Annotated in this window: 18 protein-coding genes and 2 pseudogenes; 6 read left to right on the top strand and 14 right to left on the bottom strand. The window is 68.2% G+C overall.

All coding sequences use genetic code 11. The features are described 5' to 3' along the window. A pseudogene (locus QSK35_RS38165) lies at positions 1-2,585 on the top strand (hypothetical protein); the annotation flags it as partial. 64 nt (positions 2,586-2,649) lie between these two features. Here the strand turns inward: QSK35_RS38165 and QSK35_RS38170 are convergent. Next, a pseudogene (locus QSK35_RS38170) lies at positions 2,650-2,925 on the bottom strand (low molecular weight phosphatase family protein). Between QSK35_RS38170 and QSK35_RS38175 the strand changes: the two are divergent. Both QSK35_RS38175 and QSK35_RS38180 read left to right on the top strand, forming a co-directional pair. Then, entirely contained in the window at positions 2,926-3,261 is a 336-nt protein-coding gene (locus tag QSK35_RS38175) for a YnfA family protein (protein WP_285752704.1), read from the top strand. It begins immediately after the preceding pseudogene. Between the two features lie 37 nt (positions 3,262-3,298). After that, complete coding sequence (locus QSK35_RS38180; RefSeq protein WP_285752705.1) at positions 3,299-4,054, top strand: MarR family winged helix-turn-helix transcriptional regulator; 756 nt, start codon at positions 3,299-3,301, stop codon at positions 4,052-4,054. On the opposite strand, the gene QSK35_RS38185 is transcribed toward QSK35_RS38180, so the two are convergent. Next, positions 4,051-4,551 (bottom strand): MarR family transcriptional regulator, encoded by a 501-nt coding sequence (locus QSK35_RS38185; RefSeq protein ID WP_285752706.1) that lies wholly within the window; start codon positions 4,549-4,551, stop codon positions 4,051-4,053. The genes QSK35_RS38180 and QSK35_RS38185 overlap by 4 nt on opposite strands. 43 nt (positions 4,552-4,594) lie before the next feature. On the opposite strand from QSK35_RS38185, the gene QSK35_RS38190 reads away from it, so the two are divergent. Beyond that, positions 4,595-5,062 carry an AraC family ligand binding domain-containing protein gene (locus QSK35_RS38190; protein WP_285752707.1) on the top strand — a complete coding sequence of 156 codons (468 nt, stop codon included), beginning with the start codon at positions 4,595-4,597 and terminating at the stop codon, positions 5,060-5,062. A gap of 204 nt (positions 5,063-5,266) precedes the next feature. Here the strand turns inward: QSK35_RS38190 and QSK35_RS38195 are convergent, their stop codons facing one another. Next, entirely contained in the window at positions 5,267-6,211 is a 945-nt protein-coding gene (locus QSK35_RS38195) for an epimerase (RefSeq protein ID WP_285752709.1), read from the bottom strand. Between the two features lie 61 nt (positions 6,212-6,272). Between QSK35_RS38195 and QSK35_RS38200 the strand changes: the two genes are divergently transcribed. Next, positions 6,273-7,532 carry a hemolysin family protein gene (locus tag QSK35_RS38200; protein WP_285752711.1) on the top strand — a complete coding sequence of 420 codons (1,260 nt, stop codon included), beginning with the start codon at positions 6,273-6,275 and terminating at the stop codon, positions 7,530-7,532. Here QSK35_RS38200 and QSK35_RS38205 read toward each other — a convergent pair. From QSK35_RS38205 to pqqA, 11 genes are all read right to left on the bottom strand, one after another. Further along, complete coding sequence (locus QSK35_RS38205) at positions 7,501-8,097, bottom strand: hypothetical protein (protein WP_285752712.1); 597 nt, start codon at positions 8,095-8,097, stop codon at positions 7,501-7,503. The genes QSK35_RS38200 and QSK35_RS38205 overlap by 32 nt on opposite strands. Before the next feature lie 28 nt (positions 8,098-8,125). After that, a complete protein-coding gene (locus tag QSK35_RS38210) occupies positions 8,126-8,992 on the bottom strand; it encodes a tachylectin-related carbohydrate-binding protein (protein ID WP_285752714.1) in 867 nt (288 codons plus the stop codon). Between the two features lie 82 nt (positions 8,993-9,074). Beyond that, positions 9,075-9,941, bottom strand: coding sequence for a tachylectin-related carbohydrate-binding protein (locus tag QSK35_RS38215; protein WP_285752716.1), 867 nt, complete (start codon positions 9,939-9,941; stop codon positions 9,075-9,077). 13 nt (positions 9,942-9,954) lie between these two features. Next, the gene (locus QSK35_RS38220) at positions 9,955-11,319 is read right to left on the bottom strand and encodes a hypothetical protein (RefSeq protein ID WP_285752718.1); all 1,365 of its coding nucleotides are present in this window, start codon (positions 11,317-11,319) and stop codon (positions 9,955-9,957) included. Between the two features lie 19 nt (positions 11,320-11,338). After that, complete coding sequence (locus QSK35_RS38225) at positions 11,339-12,385, bottom strand: YncE family protein (protein ID WP_285752719.1); 1,047 nt, start codon at positions 12,383-12,385, stop codon at positions 11,339-11,341. 260 nt (positions 12,386-12,645) lie between these two features. After that, positions 12,646-13,530 (bottom strand): pyrroloquinoline quinone biosynthesis protein PqqB, encoded by an 885-nt coding sequence (gene pqqB / locus QSK35_RS38230; protein WP_285752720.1) that lies wholly within the window; start codon positions 13,528-13,530, stop codon positions 12,646-12,648. Next, positions 13,527-13,703 (bottom strand): SPASM domain-containing protein, encoded by a 177-nt coding sequence (locus QSK35_RS38235; protein WP_285752722.1) that lies wholly within the window; start codon positions 13,701-13,703, stop codon positions 13,527-13,529. Before QSK35_RS38235 ends, pqqB begins: the two co-directional genes overlap by 4 nt. Continuing rightward, positions 13,700-14,791, bottom strand: coding sequence for a pyrroloquinoline quinone biosynthesis protein PqqE (gene pqqE / locus QSK35_RS38240; RefSeq protein WP_285752724.1), 1,092 nt, complete (start codon positions 14,789-14,791; stop codon positions 13,700-13,702). Before pqqE ends, QSK35_RS38235 begins: the two co-directional genes overlap by 4 nt. Then, on the bottom strand, positions 14,775-15,053 hold the full coding sequence (gene pqqD / locus QSK35_RS38245) for a pyrroloquinoline quinone biosynthesis peptide chaperone PqqD (protein ID WP_285752725.1): 279 nt from the start codon (positions 15,051-15,053) through the stop codon (positions 14,775-14,777). The genes pqqE and pqqD overlap by 17 nt, the downstream gene beginning before the upstream one ends. Beyond that, positions 15,050-15,745: a pyrroloquinoline-quinone synthase PqqC gene (pqqC, locus tag QSK35_RS38250; RefSeq protein ID WP_285752728.1), complete on the bottom strand. Its 696-nt coding sequence runs from the start codon at positions 15,743-15,745 to the stop codon at positions 15,050-15,052. Before pqqC ends, pqqD begins: the two co-directional genes overlap by 4 nt. Before the next feature lie 74 nt (positions 15,746-15,819). Further along, positions 15,820-15,924 carry a pyrroloquinoline quinone precursor peptide PqqA gene (gene pqqA, locus QSK35_RS38255; protein ID WP_285752729.1) on the bottom strand — a complete coding sequence of 35 codons (105 nt, stop codon included), beginning with the start codon at positions 15,922-15,924 and terminating at the stop codon, positions 15,820-15,822. A gap of 276 nt (positions 15,925-16,200) precedes the next feature. Between pqqA and QSK35_RS38260 the strand changes: the two genes are divergently transcribed. Then, entirely contained in the window at positions 16,201-17,193 is a 993-nt protein-coding gene (locus QSK35_RS38260) for a PQQ-dependent sugar dehydrogenase (protein ID WP_285752730.1), read from the top strand. Positions 17,194-17,258 lie beyond the last annotated feature (65 nt).

Genomic DNA, 17,258 nt, shown 5'->3' on the forward strand with positions numbered 1-17,258 from the left:
TGCCCGCTGGTGCCCAGCTGTCGCTGCGTGGCGAGGCTGTGGTGACCGAGGTGGCTCGGGCCGACGGCGGCACGCCGGGCGTGTTCTCGAAGACGCCCGGCAAGGCCGAGAAGGTGCACATCAAGGCGAAGAGCACCAAGACCGGCAAGGACGTCGGCTTCACCGTCGACCCCGCGGCAACGCCGAAGCAGGCACCGCAGGCAAGTGTCGCGGAGCCCGGCATGAGCACGCAGTCGGACATGCAGGCGACGGCCAACCAGGACATGAGCGACGAGGCGGCCACCTGCGCGATCAAGCGCAACGACCTGGGCAAGCAGGTCTACCAGCCCAAGCCCAAGCAGGTCGAATGGGCGGCGAACTGGGCGGTCTACGGTCTGCTGGAGGACAAGGTGGTGCGGCCCGCGGGCTGGCACAACAACGGCCTGGACTTCTCCTACAACCTGCAGAAGCCGGGGATGCTCGAGTCGCTCCCGCTCAGGGGCGGTGGCCGGGTCCCGGTCCAGGTCCTGCTCGGCGTCCTCGGTCAGGAGTCGAACCTCTGGCAGGCCAGCAGGCTCGTGCTGCCCGGTGAGTACGCCAACCCGCTGGTCGGCAACTTCTACGGCAACGACATCTACAACAGGAACACGGCCGACGACTGGATCGTCAACTTCGCCAAGGCCGACTGCGGGTACGGCGTGTCGCAGACGACCGACGGCATGCGGCTTGCCGGCCGTGAGGGCGACCACCCGAAGGCACGTCCCTACGGGCAGCAGGTCATCATCGCCACGGACTACGCGGCGAACGTCGCGGCGGGTCTGCAGATCCTGCAGAACAAGTGGAACGAACTGCAGGACGCCGGCGTCCGGATGAACAACAACGACCCCAGCAGACTGGAGAACTGGTTCGGCGCTGTCTGGGCCTACAACTCCGGTTACCACCAGCCCGGCGAGGCGGGGTCGGACGGCGCCTACGGCCTCGGCTGGGGCAACAACCCCGCCAACGCCCGGTACCCGGCGGACCGGAAGGACTTCGGGCGTTACCCGACCGACTTCGCCCGGCCACAGCAGTGGCCCTACCCCGAGAAGGTGATGGGTTTCGCCGCGAACCCGCCGTCGACCTTCGAGGACGCGACCACCGAGGTTCGGTTCTTCAACGCCGCGACGTGGAACGGCGACCCGGAACTGGACATCACCGATCCGGGGAACCCGGAGTACCGCAGGAGGGCCGTCAAGCCTGACATCGACACCTTCTGCAAGCAGGCGGACAACCAGTGCGACAAGAACTGGAAGAACCTGCCGAACGCACCCGATGTGATCGGCGAACCTCCCAGCAAGTGCGGGCACACGAACGCCGCGGGCCAGTACGACCTGAAGTGCTGGTGGCACGGTTCGGCGACGTGGAAGCCGGACTGCGAGGAGTCGTGCGCCTACGAGAGCTTCCGGTACCGCCGCCCGGACGTCGAGGTGGAGCCTGCCGACGGCATCAGCTCGCAGCCGACGTGCGGCGGCGCGAACCTGCCCGGTGACGCGAGCGTGGTGGACGACGTCGACGCCGACACCAAGCCGGCGTTCGACGACACCAGGGCGAACCACCCGACGTGCCTGCGGGCGGATCTCGACCGCAACGGCACGTTCAACATCGAGTTCGCCAAGGACACGTACGGCGAGGAACCGGCGCGCATGGACCTGCACCAGGCCACCAGCGCTTACGGCGGCCACATGTGGTTCAGCCACGCCTGGGGTGACGACGACGACGGCAAGAAGCTGAGGATGACGGCCACCTGGACGTCGGGCCGTACGTTCACGATGCCGATGAAGGTGTGGGTGCATCAGCCCGCTCGATCGCAGAAGACCCTGGGACGGCTGGACTACACGGTTTACACGGCGGACGGCCCACTCCAGGTGACCGCTCCGTACCCCGACGAGTACACCCCGACGCCGCTGAACTGGGTGGAGCTCGGCACGTTCAGGTTCACGGACAAGCCCAAGGTCTCGCTCAGCAACTGGAACGCCGACGGCAACGGCCGGGAGGTCCCGTTCGACGCGGTCGCGTTCGTACCGGGGGCGGGCAACTGGGGTGACAACAACATCGCCAAGATCATCAACAAGAACAGCGGACGGTGCCTGGCCGAGAGCCCGCCCGGTGCGTCCGGCAAGGTCTACGCGATCCAGAAGGCGTGCACCGACCAGTTCACGGACAACTGGACGTTCCGCCTCATCAAGGTCCAGATGAGGGGGAGTGCCGAGGGGCCCAAGGCGCACTACACCTACAAGATCGTGAACCGCGTCAGCGGTTCCTGTATCAGCGCCACGGAGTTCCCGTCCGTGCGCCTCGGTGGTTGCTCAGGCGTGTCCTCATCCCTGCTGTGGGAGACCGAGTTCGGGTTCATGGCCGATGACAAACCGATCCAGAACATCCAGAGCCTCGCGCACAAGGGAAAGATCGAACTGCTCTCCATCGCGAACTGTTCCAAGGAGGACGACGGGAGCGCGCAGGTGATCGACTCCTACCCCGACCCCAACGGGGATCCACTCGGAACGCAGCCGGGCTGCAAGCCTGACGAGACGTCCTGGGATTGGAACATCGCCAGGCAAGGTTCCTGACCGGATAGGAGTGACACCATCGCCGGCCGCTGCTCGTGCAGCGGCCGGCGATGTGTTTCACCGGTCACCGACGGATCGGGCGGACCGCCTCGACGCCACGGCTCGCCGGATCATCGAGCTCCCAGTCCACCTAGCCCTTGCCGGGCAACACCGGGCACGTGTCGCCGCACCCCATGGTGACCACGACATCGGTAGCGCGAAGCGTGTCGTCGGTCCACTTCCGCGCCGAACCGCCGGAGAGCGCCACGGCGCGATCGCCCGCGAGGTGGCGGAAGAAGCCCATCGCCATCTGCGACCGGCCGGCGTTGTGCACGCACAGGAAGAGCACGGCTGGTGTCATGTGCGCATGATCCTGCGCTCGGTACTCCTGTTCGTGCTCGCCGCGCTGGCGGAGATCGGCGGCGCCTGGCTCGTGTGGCAGGGGTTCCGCGAGCACAGGGGACTGCTGTGGATCGCGGCCGGCGTCCTCGCGCTCGGCGCCTACGGGTTCGTGGCGACCTTCCAGCCGGACCCGCACTTCGGCCGCATCCTCGCCGCCTACGGGGGCGTCTTCGTGGCCGGCTCGCTCGCGTGGGGCGTGCTCGTCGACGGCTTCCGGCCGGACCGCTGGGACTACGTCGGCGCCGTGGTGTGCCTGGTCGGGGTAGGTCTGATCATGTACGCCCCGCGCGGCTAGGCGCTAGAATCGCGCCGATCCGGGGGAGGGAGAGGCGATGACACATCCATCCCTCGCCCAGAAGCTCACCGACCTGTTCGAGGTCGTCCGGCCCAGCCCGGAGCGCGAGTACCGCAACACCGAGGTGGCGGACGCGCTGGCGGCCATGGGCATCAAGGTCACGCCGACGCAGATCGCGAACCTGCGCAGCGGCAAGCAGGACAACCCCTCCGCCCGTCTCAGGGACGGCCTGGCGCGGTTCTTCAACGTGCCGCTGGAGTACCTGGCCGATCCGGTCGAGGAGCCCGAGCGCCCCATCGAGAACGCCATCGGCTGGCAGAACGCGCGGCAGCTGGCGGTGGCCGTGCAACGCATGCTGTCGTCGATCGGCAACGACCTGGACGGGCTGCCGCAGTCGGCGGTCGACTGCCTGACCAACCTCGCGGGCGCGCCGGACGGCACGCTGTCGATCACCGAGCTCGCGAAGCTCAGCGACGTCACCACCGCGACGGCGAGCCGCATCGTGACGCAGCTCGTCGAACGCGGGCTGGTGGTGCGCGTGCTGCCGCGCGAGGACGACAAGGACCGGCGGTTCCGGCGCGTGCGGATCACCGACGAGACGCGCGACCTGGTCGGGCACTACTACGAGCTGCAGCCCGAGCATCAACTCAAGTTGTTCGGGCAGTTCAGCGCGGAGGAGCTGGAGATCGCCGCCAGGGTGTTCGGCGTCGTCACCGAGATCGCGCACGACCGGGCGGACGCCATTCAGAGCGACCGCGAGCAACCGCGGGCGACCAACCGGGACGCCGGTTAGCCGACGTCGTTCTCCGAGTCGGAACCACGGCCCGTCTGGATCGACGAGGCGCGGTCGTGCGCGATCCGCGTGACGACCGAGAACACCTTTGCCGCGATGGCCAGCTCCTCGTCGCTGAACTGGTCGAACCACTCGAGGTTGTGCGGCTGCAGCGCGTAGTAGCCGATGATCATCTGACGGGCGGTGCCGGTGATCTGGACGCGGCGCCTGCGCCGGTCCTCGCCCTCGCGGGGCAGGACCCGCACGACGAGGTTGCTGTCCACCAGCTCGGTCACGGTCCGCGCGGCCGTCTCGGGGCTGATGTCGCCCAGCTCGGCGATCTCCTTGATGGTCAGCGTGCCGTCGGCCGACTTCGTGAGGTTCGTCAGACAGTCCACAGCGGACTGACCGAGCCCGTCCAGGTCGTTGCCGATCGACGCCCACATGCGGCGCACGGCCAGGGCGAGGTCGCAGACGTGCTTCGCCCACAACTGCTTCTGAAGATCTGCTCGTTCCACGTTTCCCCCAGGACTTCGCTTCAGGTGCGCAACACTACCGGGTATGACTGACCTGGGGCCCTTCATCCGGACGACGAGCGACGTGCCTTTGGTGCCGTTTCTCGGCCTGACCAACCAGTTCACGCTGCCGGCCGAGGCGACGGGCGGCGCGCTCACGCTCATCGACGCCGGCACGATTCGGAAGAACTTCTCCCCGCCGCTGCACCACCACCTGACCGAGCACGAGGTGTTCCTCGTGACGAGCGGGGTGGTCGACTTCGCCTGTGGTGACACGCGGACGACGGTCGAGGGCAGCGGCGCCGCGTTCCTGCCCGCCGGGCGGCCGCACTCGTTCCGCGTCGTCGAGGACGCGCGGATCTACGTGATCACCGTGCCGAGCGGGGCCGAGCCCGCCGGCGACTTCGAGCGGTTCGTGCACGACGTGAGCGCCGCGGGCGGTGACCTCCAGGCCGTCGCCGAGCTGGGTGAACGGCACCGCATCCCGATCGTCGGACCGCCGCTTGCGGAGTGAACAAGTTTCCTGATGCACGGATCGGCGCCAGAAACTGTCGGCCATTAGAGTGAATGGACCAAGCGTGGCTCAACTCTAGTTCAGTAGACTGGTAGACATGTGGTGGCGGTGGGGTCACCGGAACTGGGGGGCGACGATGACCGTTGGTTCAGTCGGGGGGTGCGGTGGCCTCACCGTCGAGTGGAAGGGCGCGGCCGCGCGCGATCACGTGAGGTCGGCGGCCGCCTCGGGCCAGCGCGGGTACTGAAACTCGAAGCCCGCGTCGAGCAGCACGCCGGGCACCACGAAACGGCTCTTCAGCAGTAGTTCGGGGTCCGAGCGCAGTGCGAACGCGCCGAGCGAGGCCATCCACGCGGTGGCGGGCAGGCCGAACGGCATGCCGCACGCTCGGCGCAGCGCACGGACGAAGTCGCGCTGTGGCAACGGATTCGGCGCCGCCAGGTTGACCGGACCGCTGATCTCGTTCTCCAGCAAGAACTCCACGGCAAGCACGAAATCCAGCCAGTGCAGCCACGACATGTACTGCCTGCCGCCGGCGGCCGGTCCGCCGAGCCCGAGCCGGGCCATGCGGCGCAGCACGTCGAACGCGCCGCCCCGGCCGGGCGCCATCACGATCGCGGTCCGCAGCGCGACCTTGCGGACACCCGGAAGATCGGCGTCCGACATGGCCCGTTCCCACGCGGTGGCGATGTCCACGCTGAACCGCCAGTAGCCCGGCACGTCCGGCTCGTGGCCGCCGATCATGCCGGTCGCCTCGTCGTTCGGCTGGTCGAAGCGGTGCGCGTAGATGGTCGCGGTGCTCATCTGCAGCCACACCGGAGGCGGCGCGGAAGCCTGCGCCAGAGCCGCGCCGACCGCCCGCGCCGAGTCCACCCGCGACGCCATCATCTCGGTGAGGTTGTTCTTGGTGTACCGGCAGCTCACGCTGCGCCCGGCCAGGTTGACGACCGCGGCGGCGCCGTCGATCTCGGCAGCCCACGGGCCGGGCGTCCGGCCGTCCCAGCGCACGTGCCGGACGCCGTCACGCACTCCCTCGAAGCCGCGGCCGAGCACGACGACCTCGTGCCCGCGCGCGGCCAGTGACCTGCTCAGAAAAGTACCGATGTGACCGGACCCGCCGGGTATCACGATCTTGCCGACATCCCCCATGAACCGACGGTAACACCGAATTTGAACGCGTTCAACTAGACGTGCGCGCTAGCGTCGGCGGATGGAGGGTTACGGGTTCAACCTCGCGCTCGTCGGTGTGCTGATCCTGCTCAACGCGGTGTTCGCGGGCAGCGAGATGGCCCTGATCTCCTTGCGGGAGGGGCAGATCCGCCAGCTGGAGCGCGAGGGCAAGCGCACGCTGGTCCGGCTGACCCGCGACCCGAACCGGTTCCTCGCGACCATCCAGATCGGCATCACGCTGGCCGGCTTCCTGGCCAGCGCGACGGCCGCGGTCTCGCTGGCGGAACCGGTCAAACCGTTGCTGGGTTTCCTCGGCACCGCGGCCGACGCGACGGCGGTCGCGATCATCACGGTCGTCCTCACGTTCGTCACGCTGGTGTTCGGCGAGCTGGCGCCGAAGCGGCTCGCCATGCAGTACGCGCTGCGCTGGGCGCAGATCGTCGCGAAGCCGCTGGACCTGCTGTCCACGGTCTCGCGGCCCGCGGTGTGGCTGCTCAGCGTCTCGACGAACCTCGTCGTGCGGACCTTCGGCGGCAACCCGAACGCCGACCCCGAGCAGATGTCACCGGACGAGCTGCGCGAGCTCGTCGCGAGCCAGCGCGGGCTCAACGCCGAGCAGCGGATCATCATCAGCGGGGCGCTGGAGATCCACGAACGGCGCCTGCGCGAGGTCTTCGTGCCACGCCGGGCGGTGTTCACGCTGCAGACGGACCTGCCCGTGCCCGAGGCGCGGCGCACGCTCATCGAGACCGGGCACTCGCGCGCTCCCGTCGTGCGGGACGGCCATCTCGACGACGTGATCGGCATCGTGCACGTCCGCGACCTGTTCGACGACGACGCGAACCTCGCCGACCTGTCCCGCCCGCCCGTGCTCTTCCCGGACTCGCTGCGCGTCGCGGACGCCCTGCGCAGGTTCAAGGCCGAACGCGAGCAGTTCGCGCTCGTCGTCGACGAGCACGGCGCGGTCGAAGGTGTCGTCACTATGGAGGACCTGCTCGAGGAGGTCGTCGGCGAGATCTACGACGAGACCGACCGCGACATCATCAGCCTGCGGCGGGAACGCGACGGCTCGATGGTGCTGCCCGGCACGTTCCCGATGCACGACCTGTCCGACATCGGCGTCGAGCTGACCGAGGTGCCCGACGTGGACTTCACCACGGTCGCCGGGCTGGTCCTGGCCATGCTCGGCCGGATCCCCGAGGAACCGGGAGACGAGGTCGCCGTGGACGGCTGGTCGGTCGAGGTGCTGGAGGTCGACCACCACGCGATCACGAAGGTGCGGCTGCGACGGTCAGAGTGACCTGACCCAGCGCGCCGAAGTCGGCGGTCACCACGTCACCGCGGCGCACCGGGACCTGCACCACGGCACCGGTGATCACCAGGTCGCCCTCCTGCAGGCGTTCCCCGACGGACTCGAGGATCCGCCCGACGGACGTGACCCGGTCCAGCACGTCGGAAGGAATCGGCGCACTGGCCCGCACCTCGCCGTTCACCAGTAGGCGCACCGTATCCGCGACCTGCTCCGCCGGAGCCCCGAGCGCGAACGCGCGGTGGAACACGTTGTCCGCCACGATCTGCGGCGCCTCGTCGGTCCCGCTCAGGTCGACGATCTCCAACGCGGGGGAGAAGGCAAGGTCCGGGCCCACGGTCACGGCGATCTCCGCGTCGGCGTGCAGCTCCTCGCCGTCGCGCGGCACGTAGGTCTGGCCGGGCGAGAGCTGGCTCTCCGAGGTCAGGTGCCCGACGACGATCCCGTCGCCGATCCGTTCCCGTTGGCCCGCACCGACTTTCCAGCCGACGCGCCACGCCCCTCGGCGGAGCGCGGCGCGTTGCTGTTCCAGCTGGGCGGAGAGTGCGGTGCTCAATGACGTCACCGCACAGAGATACCCGTTCTCAGTTCTTCTTCACCTGGTTCAACCGGGTGATGACCGCGCCGCCGTCCTTCGGGCCGGTCGACTGGCAGGCGGTCGCCCAGTCGAAGCGGCTGCAGGCGTTCGACTGCGCCACGATGTCCTGCTCGTTGTTCCAGCCGTACCCGATGATCTTGCCCGCCGGGGAGACCCAGGTCGCGGTGACCGGGTTGTAGGCGAACCAGAGCAGGTTGCCGCTGGTCTGGTCGACGGCGTAGAACACCTCGCCGCCGGGCGAGCTGAGGTTCTTCAGGTTCTGCCAGCCGGTGGTGACCTGCGTCGTCGGCTGGACCCACGTCGCCGTCGCGTTGGTCCACCAGTCGATGTGGTAGCGGTACACCGTGCCGGCCGCGTTCCGGGCGTACACGACGCCACGGCTGGTCGCGACGATGGCGTTGTACTGCGTGAACCCGGTGTCGAGCAGCGCGCCGAGCACGGCCCACTGGTTGGTGCCGAAGTCGTAGTACCACGCCTTCAGCTCGCCGTTCGGCTCCAGCGTGTAGATCACGCCGTCCTCGTCCACCGAGATCCGGTTGCGGGTCGACGCGGACGAGTAGGACCAGCCCTGGCCGATCACCGCGTAGCCGCTGCCGCCGATCGGGTCCCACTTGGCGCCGTTGTAGTGCAACAGCCTCAGTTCACCACCGGTGGTGATGCAGAACATGTAGCCGCTGGGGCCCGCGAGCACGCGCCCCTGCCAGCCGTTGCCCACCTGGTAGTTCTTGCCCCAGGTGAAGTCACCGGTCGTGGGCTTCTTGTGCTCGAACAACCACAGCCGGCCGTCCGTGTGCACCGGGTACAACGGCGCGACGCTGTAGCGGGCTGTCAGTGTCGTGCTGGGTCCTGGCATGTCTGTCTTCGCTCCCCGAACTGTTCGTCAACGTGGCGGCGCCCCTCGGCGAGTACACCGAGGGGCGGAGATGGATGCAGGGCTAGTTCTTCTTCACCTGGTTCAACCGGGTGATCACCGCCCCGCCATCCTTCGGGCCGGTCGACTGGCAGGCGGTCGCCCACGGGAAGCGGCTGCACGCGTTGGACTGCACGACGACGTCCTGCTCGCTGTTCCACCCACTGCCGATGATCTTGCCCGAGGCGGACTTCCACGCCTTCGTCACCGGGTTGTAGCTGTACCAGAGCAGGTTGCCGTTCGAGGAGTTCACCGCATAGAAGACCTCCCCGCCGGGCGAGCTGAAGTTCTTCAGGTTCTGCCAGCCTGTGGTGACCTGGGTCGTGGGCCGCACCCACGTCGCCGTCGCGGTGGTCCACCAGTCGATGTAGTAGCGGAACACCGTGCCGGCCGTGGTGCGCGCGTACACGACGCCACGGCTGGTCGCGATGATCGCGTTGTACTGCGTCAGTCCCGTGTCCAGCAGTGCGCCCTGTACCGCCCACTGTTTGGTCGCGAAGTTGTAGTAGTGCGCCTTCAGGTTACCTGAAGTGTCCAATGTGTACAGAACTCCGTCCTCGTCGACGGAGATCCGGTACCGGGTGCTCGCCGCGGTGTGGGACCAGCCCTGGCCGAGCACCGCGTACTCGTTGCCGTTGAACAGGTCCCAGTAGGCGCCGTTGAAGTGCAGCAGCCTCAGCTCACCGCCGGTGGTGATGCTGAACATGTAGCCGCTGGGGCCCGCGAGCACGCGGCCCTGCCAGCCGGCGCCGATCTGGTACGCCTCGCCCCACGCGAACGTGCCGGTGGTGGGAGTGCTGTGCTCGAACAGGTACAGGTCGCCCGCCGTGTCACACGGATAGACCGGAGCGAGGCCGTACCGAGCGCTCAAGGTCGTGCTTGGTGCTGGCATGTCTCACATCCGTTCAGCTGTTCAACAGGGCCGTGGCGGCGTCCAGGAGGGTCTTCTCGGTCGTGCCGGCGACGGCGCCGGCCGCCGAGTACGCCAGCGGGCAGGCGTAGGCGTAGAACGAGGTCCAGGTGCCGGGGCCGGACATCGTGTTGTCGTCGGTCCAGCCCGCCTCGTAGCCGAAGTGCTTGGTCTCGCCGGCCTTCAGGGTGTCGTTGCCCGCCACGTAGCCCTCGCACTCGTTGGCGTAGGCCATGACCCACAGGTTCCCCGCGAACGCGGCCTTGAGCGCCACCTCGTACCGGCTGAGCACCTCGTGGCCGAGCGCGAGGACGGTCAGGCCGCCCATGTGCCAGCGCTGGATCGGCATGTTCATCCAGCGCGGCACGCCCACGCCCTGCAGTTGCTGGACCATCACCGCGGCGTGCCGGTACGCGGTGTCGTCCGGCGGGTACGTGTCGAGCCGCGCCGAGTACTTGTCGCGGGTCTGGATCACCGCGGCCGGGTCGCCGAGGTCGACCATCAGCGGCAGCTTGACCTCGGTGAAGCCGGTGCTGAACGGTCCGGTGACCGCGGTCCAGCCGGTCGTGTTGACCATGTTGACGACCTTGTTGCCCAGTTGCGCGCCGAGGGTCGTGACCTGGCTGGGCTGGTGCGGGTCGTTCGGCTCCTGGTCGCCCGCGGTGCCCTGGAAGAACAACGCGGGCACGCCGAGCGCCGAGGTGATCGTGTCCGTCGCGGCACCGGGGTAGTCGCTGCAGAACACGCGGTCGTTGCCCCTGGACACGGGGTGGCACGCGTAGCCGAACAGCACGGCGAACGGGCTGTTGTCGCTGGACTTCCGCGCGAGCAGGGCGGACACGGTGCTGAGCACGGTGCCGGCTTCCGCGCGGTTGTACCCGATGGTCGTGGTGCCCGTCTTGTACCACAGCGTGACCGGCGTGCGGCCCAGCGCGACGGTCTGCTGGACGAGCTGCACCAGCTGGTTGACGAAGACGGTGGTGGTGCCTTCGATCGCGTTGATGTCCGCGGGCGTCAGGCCCATCATGATGTACGGCTCGGGCCGCGTGGTGCCGATCATCGGCCCGGAGTGGGTGTGGCTCGCGATCATCATGAAGTTCGCGGTGTTGTTGCCCACCAGGGACAACACCTGGGATCTGATCGCCTGGTGCACGTATGCGGGGATGCTGACGACGTCGACGCGCAGCAGCACCTTCACGCCGGCGCCGTCGTCGAACACGACGCACTGGGCGCGCAGCCTGCGGTCCACCTGGCCCTGGTTGCCACGCGGCGAGCCGGCGTACCCGCCCATCCACAGGCTGGGGTAGGGCGGCGCGGTCGGGGTGTAGTCCAAGGTCTTGACGGCCATGGAGATGGGCATCGCTGGTTCCTCCGGCGGTTCAGGCGGTCTCGACGTACGCGACGCAGGTCGGCTTGTACGAGTCGGGGGTCGACAGGGCGTTGTCCGGCTTGCCGGTCGAGGTGTCCGCGGAGGTGGTCTTGCGGTTCTCCTTGTCGATCACGTAGGTGCGCGCGCCGTCCTTGCTGAGCGTCAGCGGGCCGTTCGCGCGGGCGTTGTCGGACTGGGTGACGATCCGGTTCGCCTGCACGTTCACCGTGGCGAGCACGGCGGGCTTGCTGTTGCCCGTGTAGAGGCTGACGACCGCCAGCACCTGGCCGGGGTGCAGCGCGAGACCGCCGGGGCGGCCCGGCAGGTCGGTCTTGCCGCCGGCGTTGCCGTTGCGCAGGTCGTAGGTGACCAGCTCGCGCGGCGCCGCCGCGAAGAGCCTGGATCCCTTGTCGTCCACCGCGAGGAACAGCGGCGTCTGCTCGGTCTTGATGGTCCCGGCGACCTCGTTCCTGGCCGTGTCGATCACCGAGATGCCCTTGGCGCGCTCGTCCGCGACGAACAGGCGGGTGCCGTCCGGCGTGATGGCGAGCCGCTGGGGCAGCAGGCCGGCCTCGATCCGGGCGCGCACCTCGCCGGACGCGGCGTCGACCACGACGACGTGCCCGCGGGATCCACCCGCCGCGCTGGAGCCGGTCGCGACGTAGACCAGCTTGCCGTCGGGCGAGAGGACCGGCGCGGTCGCGAACCCGCCGACCTCGAACTCGGCGGTGACCTTGCCGGCCGCGACGTCGACGACGCTCAGGCCGGGGCCGAACTGCTGAGCCACGTAGGCGCTGCGGCCGTCCGCGGTGCTCGTGATGCCGTTGGGCTGGCCGCTCAGGGCGACCGACGCCGGCGTGCCCGTGAAACCGGGGTCGGCCAGCTGGAGGAACCCGCCTCCGAAATGATCAACGCTACCGATCAGCAACGTCTTGCGGCCGGCCGCGGCGAGCGCGGGGCTCGCGAACAGGCTCTGGCCGACGACACCGGCAGCGGCACCCCCCAAAGCGGCGGCCAACAACGTGCGTCGGGAAAGCGGACGCGCTTCGTTCGTCATGCCGCTGATCCCCCTCCTCGTCGAACTCGATTGGTTCGTGATTCGACGTGAGGGACGCGCGTGTTATCACCGGGTGTGACCAGCGAGAAGGCTGTGACCGACTTGTTGCAAATTAACACTTAGGGTGGTCGTCAGTTCACTACAACCGTCTGAGCTGGGCTGTTCGGCCTATTCGTCAGAGGACTGTTAATGGGACTTTGTGCCCTGTTCACGGTCTTCAGGCCGTTGTATAAGCCCGATTGTCACGGAGAGTTAAGACGTTATAGCTCGATGACGGTGCCGTCCGGCGGCACTTCGACGCCCGCTTCGCGGAGCTTCGCCGACTCGGCCGACTCGGGGTCGAGCACCGGGTTCGTGTTGTTCAGGTGGGTGTAGATCCGCCGCACGTGCGGATGCCGCCGCAGCTCCGGCAGGCTCAGCGTGATCGGCAGGTGGCCCATCGCGGCCTGGCCGGACGAGCTGCCGGTCGCCGAGCCCATTTCGGACGCCGCGTAGAACGTGCCGTCGAGCAGCACGCAGTCCGCCCCGGCGACGACGTCGTCGAAACCCGCCGGCCACGATGCGAGGCAGGGCGCGTACACCAGCACGCCGCCGGTCGCCGGGTCCTCGATCCGGTACGCGACCACCCAGTGGCCGCCGATCTCCGAATTACGGGTGTACTTCGGACGCTTGCCGCTGATCGGGATCGCCGTGACGGTCAGTCCGCCGGTGAGCTCGAACGGTTGTTCCGGGTCGACCTGCCGCCAGGCCCAGGGCGAGTAGCCGTCCAGCACGGACTTCAGGTCGAACGACTCGCTCAGCGCGTGCCGCACGGTCGCCGGCGCGTACACGGTGAGGTCCGCGCCGCCGCGCAGCGTCAGCAGGCCGAGCGTGTGGTCCAGCTCGGCGTCGGTGAACAGCGCGCCGCGCAACGGGGTGTCGCGCGGGCCCGGTCCGGGGGTGAGCAGCGGGGTCGACGTGATCTGCGTGCGGATGTCGGGGGAGGCGTTGACGAGCCACCAGTCCGTGCCGTTGCCGCTGACCGCGAGGCAGTCCTGCGACCGCGGCGCCAACCGTCCGGAGTGGACACCCGCGCACATCGCGCACGCGCAGTTCCACTGGGGGAAGCCGCCGCCGGCCGTGGTGCCGAGCAGAATCGCCTTCACCCGCCGATCCTCCGCATCGCCATCGCGGGCACGATCTCGGGGGTCATCTCGGTCTCCAGGATCAGATCCACCTTGGGGGACAACGGGCGCACGGGGTCGGTGTTCGCGGTCAGTTGTAACGACTGGCAGCGGTATCCGCCGCCGGCCGTGGTGCCGAGGAGAACCGCCTTCACCCGCCGATCCTCCGCATCGCCATGGCGGGCACGACCTCGGGTGTCATCTCGGTCTCCAGGATCAGATCCACCTTGGACCGGTTGGGGGACAACGAGCACACCGGGTCGGTGTTCGCCGCGTCACCGGTCAGCTGGAAGGCCTGGCAGCGGCAGCCACCGAAGTCGATCTCCTTGCGCGGGCAGCTCCGGCACGGATCGCGCATCCACTCGAAGCCGCGGAACGCGTTGAACGACTCGGAGTGGTACCAGATGTCGTGCAACGAGGAGTCCCGCACGTTCTCGATCTTGAGCGAAGTGATCACGGTCGCCGCCGGGCAGGGCAGCACGTCGCCGTTCGGGGCGACGGTCAGCTGCCGCGCGCCCCAGCCGTACATGCACGGCTTCGGGTGCGCCTCGTGGTAGTCGGCGATGACATAGACGATCTCCATCCGGCCGCGCAGCCGCTCCTGGGCGGCGTGCACGATCGGGTCGGCGTGCGCCAGCTGTTCCTTGGTGGGCAACAGGACCGCGCGGTTGCGCAGCGCCCAGCCGTAGTACTGGGTGTTGGCGAGCTCCAGCCGTTCCGCGCCCATCTCCTCGGCCATCGCGATGACGCCGGCGATGTTGTCGAGGTTCTGCCGGTGCAGGACCGTGTTGACGGTCAACGGCAGGCCCTCCTCGCGGACGTACGCGGCCGCCTCGATCTTGCGGTCGAACGCCTTGATGCCCGCGATGCGGTCGTTGCCCTCGCGGGTGGCGTCCTGCAGCGAGAGCTGTACGTGGTCGACGCCGCGTTCGGCGAGGTCGTGCAGCCGTTCCCGCGACAGGCCGACGCCGGAGGTCACCAGGTTCACGTAGCAGCCGAGGCTGTTGGCATGTGTGACGAGCTCGGGCAGGTCCTTGCGCGCCAGCGGCTCCCCGCCGGACAGGTGGATCTGCAGCGCGCCGAGCGAGCGCGCCTGGTCGAACACGCGGCGCCAGTCCTCCGTGGACAGCTCGGCCTCGCGGTGCACGAGTTCGAGGGGGTTCGAGCAGTACCCGCACTGCAGCGGGCACCGGTGGGTCAGCTCGGCGAGCAGTCCGAACGGGGCCTCAGCCGTCGGTGACATCGATGTCGACCACCCTTCGGGCGACGAGCCGCTCGACGAGTTCCGCCACGTCGGCCGGCTCGACGCCGTCGAATTCCTCCGCCAGGCGCAAAGCGATGTCGCCGACGGTCGTCTTGCCGTCGCACAGGTTCACCACGGACGCGGCGGTCTCGTTGAGCACGAGCACGCCTTCGGGGAACAGCACGACGTGGCTGCCCCGGATCTGGTCGAAGGTGCATTTCACACCTCGCCGGATCCGGGGAACGGCCTGCAGTGAGCTCACGGTTTGCCCTTGCCCGAGTAGTAGTCGACGGCGTCGAGGACCGCGCGCAGCACGTCGCACTTGAACGACAGCGCGGCGATCGCCTTCTCCTGCTGCTCTCTTGTGACGCAGTGCTCGACGACCAGGTCCAATGTGGACTTTCCTTCGCCGGCGACGGCCTTGATGCGCGAGGTGAAGTAGGCGAAGCCCTCCTCGGCGATCCACGGGTACTGCTCCCGCAGTGCCGCGAGCCGCTTGCGCATCAACGCACCGGAGAACATCTCGGTCAGGCCGGAGGCGACCGCCTCGACCCAGGGCTTGGTGCGGGCGAAGGTGACGTAGGCGTCGACCGCGAACCTGGTGCCGGGCAACACGTGCCGCTCGTCGAGCACCTCTTCGCGGGTCAGTCCGACGGCCTCGGCGAGACGGAGCCAGTTCTCCGCACCACCCTCGCCGGGTTGGGTGCCGTCGTGCCAGATGATCCGTTCGCGCCACTGCCTTCGGACGTCCGGCAGCGGGCAGTTGGAGAGGATCGCGGCGTCCTTCTGGGCGATGCAACGCTGGTAGTACCAGCGGTTCGCGGCCCACGCCTGCAGTTCGTGCTTGCTGAGGCTGCCCTCGTGCATCCTCAGGTGGAACGGGTGGCTGTCCCAGTACCGGGGGGCAAGGGCGCGCAGTTCGGCGACGAAGTCGTCCGGAGCTGCAAGGGTCATGGCGGACTCCTCGGCAGGGAAGGTCTGAACCGGGGTCCCCTCTTCGGTTCGGGGACCCCGGCTACGTGCTCACGTCAGCTGCGCGCGGCGTAAGCCGTGACCTCCATAGGAGTGTCGAAGTCACGGAAGTCGGGCTTCACCCAGACACGCTTCTCGGTGACCGTCTCGGTAACTGGCATTGCGCAACTCCTCGGGTCGTGTGCAGGACTGCTCATTGGGCAGCCCTCAGTACTCCGTGGGGCGCGGCGGCAAGCAACACGTTAGGTCCTCTAACCTTCGCTGCGCTAGACCGTACATAAAGTTACCTAAAGTCATCGGATGCTTAACCCTTTGGGTGGTACGTCCGCAACTACGCTCTGTGCTTGAGTCGGGATTGCCCCTCTTGTGACGTAAGTCATGAACTTTCGTTACGAGCGCTTCGCCGCCGCAACGACGCGGAGTTGGAGGGTGAGCACATGGGTGCTCGTCGTACTGCGTTCGCAAGCGTCCTGGCGCTGGCGGTCGGCACCTTCGTGGGACCGACGGCCCTGGCCGCCGGCGATGACGTCGAGCCGATGGCCATCAAGCAGATCGCCAGCGGACTGAAGCAAGCCTGGGGTCTGGACTTCCTGCCTGACGGGACCGGTGTCTTCACGCAGAAGGACGCCAAGACGGTCAGCACGATCACGAAGGACGGCAAGGTCACCAAGATCGCGGACATTCCCGGGGTCAGCGTGACCAAGGAGGCCGGCCTGCTGGGGATCGCCGTGTCGCCGGACTTCGCGACCGACAAGACCCTGTTCATCTACTACACGACCGGGAGCGACAACCGGATCGCGAAGCTCCCGTACGGCAGCTCGACGCCGCAGCCGATCGTGACCGGCATCCCGCGCGGCTCGCAGTTCCACCACGGCGGCCGGCTCGAGTTCGGACCGGACGGCTTCCTGTACGCCGGCACCGGTGACGGTCAGAACGGCGGCAACGCCCAGAACAAGAGTTCCTTGGGCGGCAAGGTGCTGCGCATGACCAAGGACGGCAAGCCCGCGCCGGGCAACCCGTTCAACTCGCTGGTCTACTCCTACGGCCACCGCAACGTGCAGGGCCTGGCCTGGGTCGGCAGCACGCTCTACGTGTCGGACATCGGTGCCAGCAAGGTCGACGAGCTGAACAAGATCGAGGCCGGCAAGAACTACGGCTGGCCGACGTGTGAGGGTTCGTGCAGCAACCCGAACTTCGTCAACCCGGTGAAGCAGTGGCCGACGTCGTCGGCGACGCCGAGCGGCCTCGCGTCGTTCAACGGCAAGCTGTACATGGCATCGCTCAAGGGCGGTACGTACAAACTGGACACCAGCGGAAACGGCGGCAAGATCTACACGAACCTCGGCCGGACGCGCGCTGAGGAAGACGGCCCGGACAACTCACTGTGGGTAGTCACGCCGGGCGGAATCTACATCGCCGACGGTAACTGACCGTAGCCCGCGGCGCTCCGCGTCTCGACCGCTCGTAGGCGCGGAGCGCCGCACCCCTCCGATGA

The sequence above is a fragment of the Lentzea sp. NBRC 105346 genome, assembly GCF_030269605.1.
Taxonomy (GTDB): Bacteria; Actinomycetota; Actinomycetes; order Mycobacteriales; family Pseudonocardiaceae; genus Lentzea.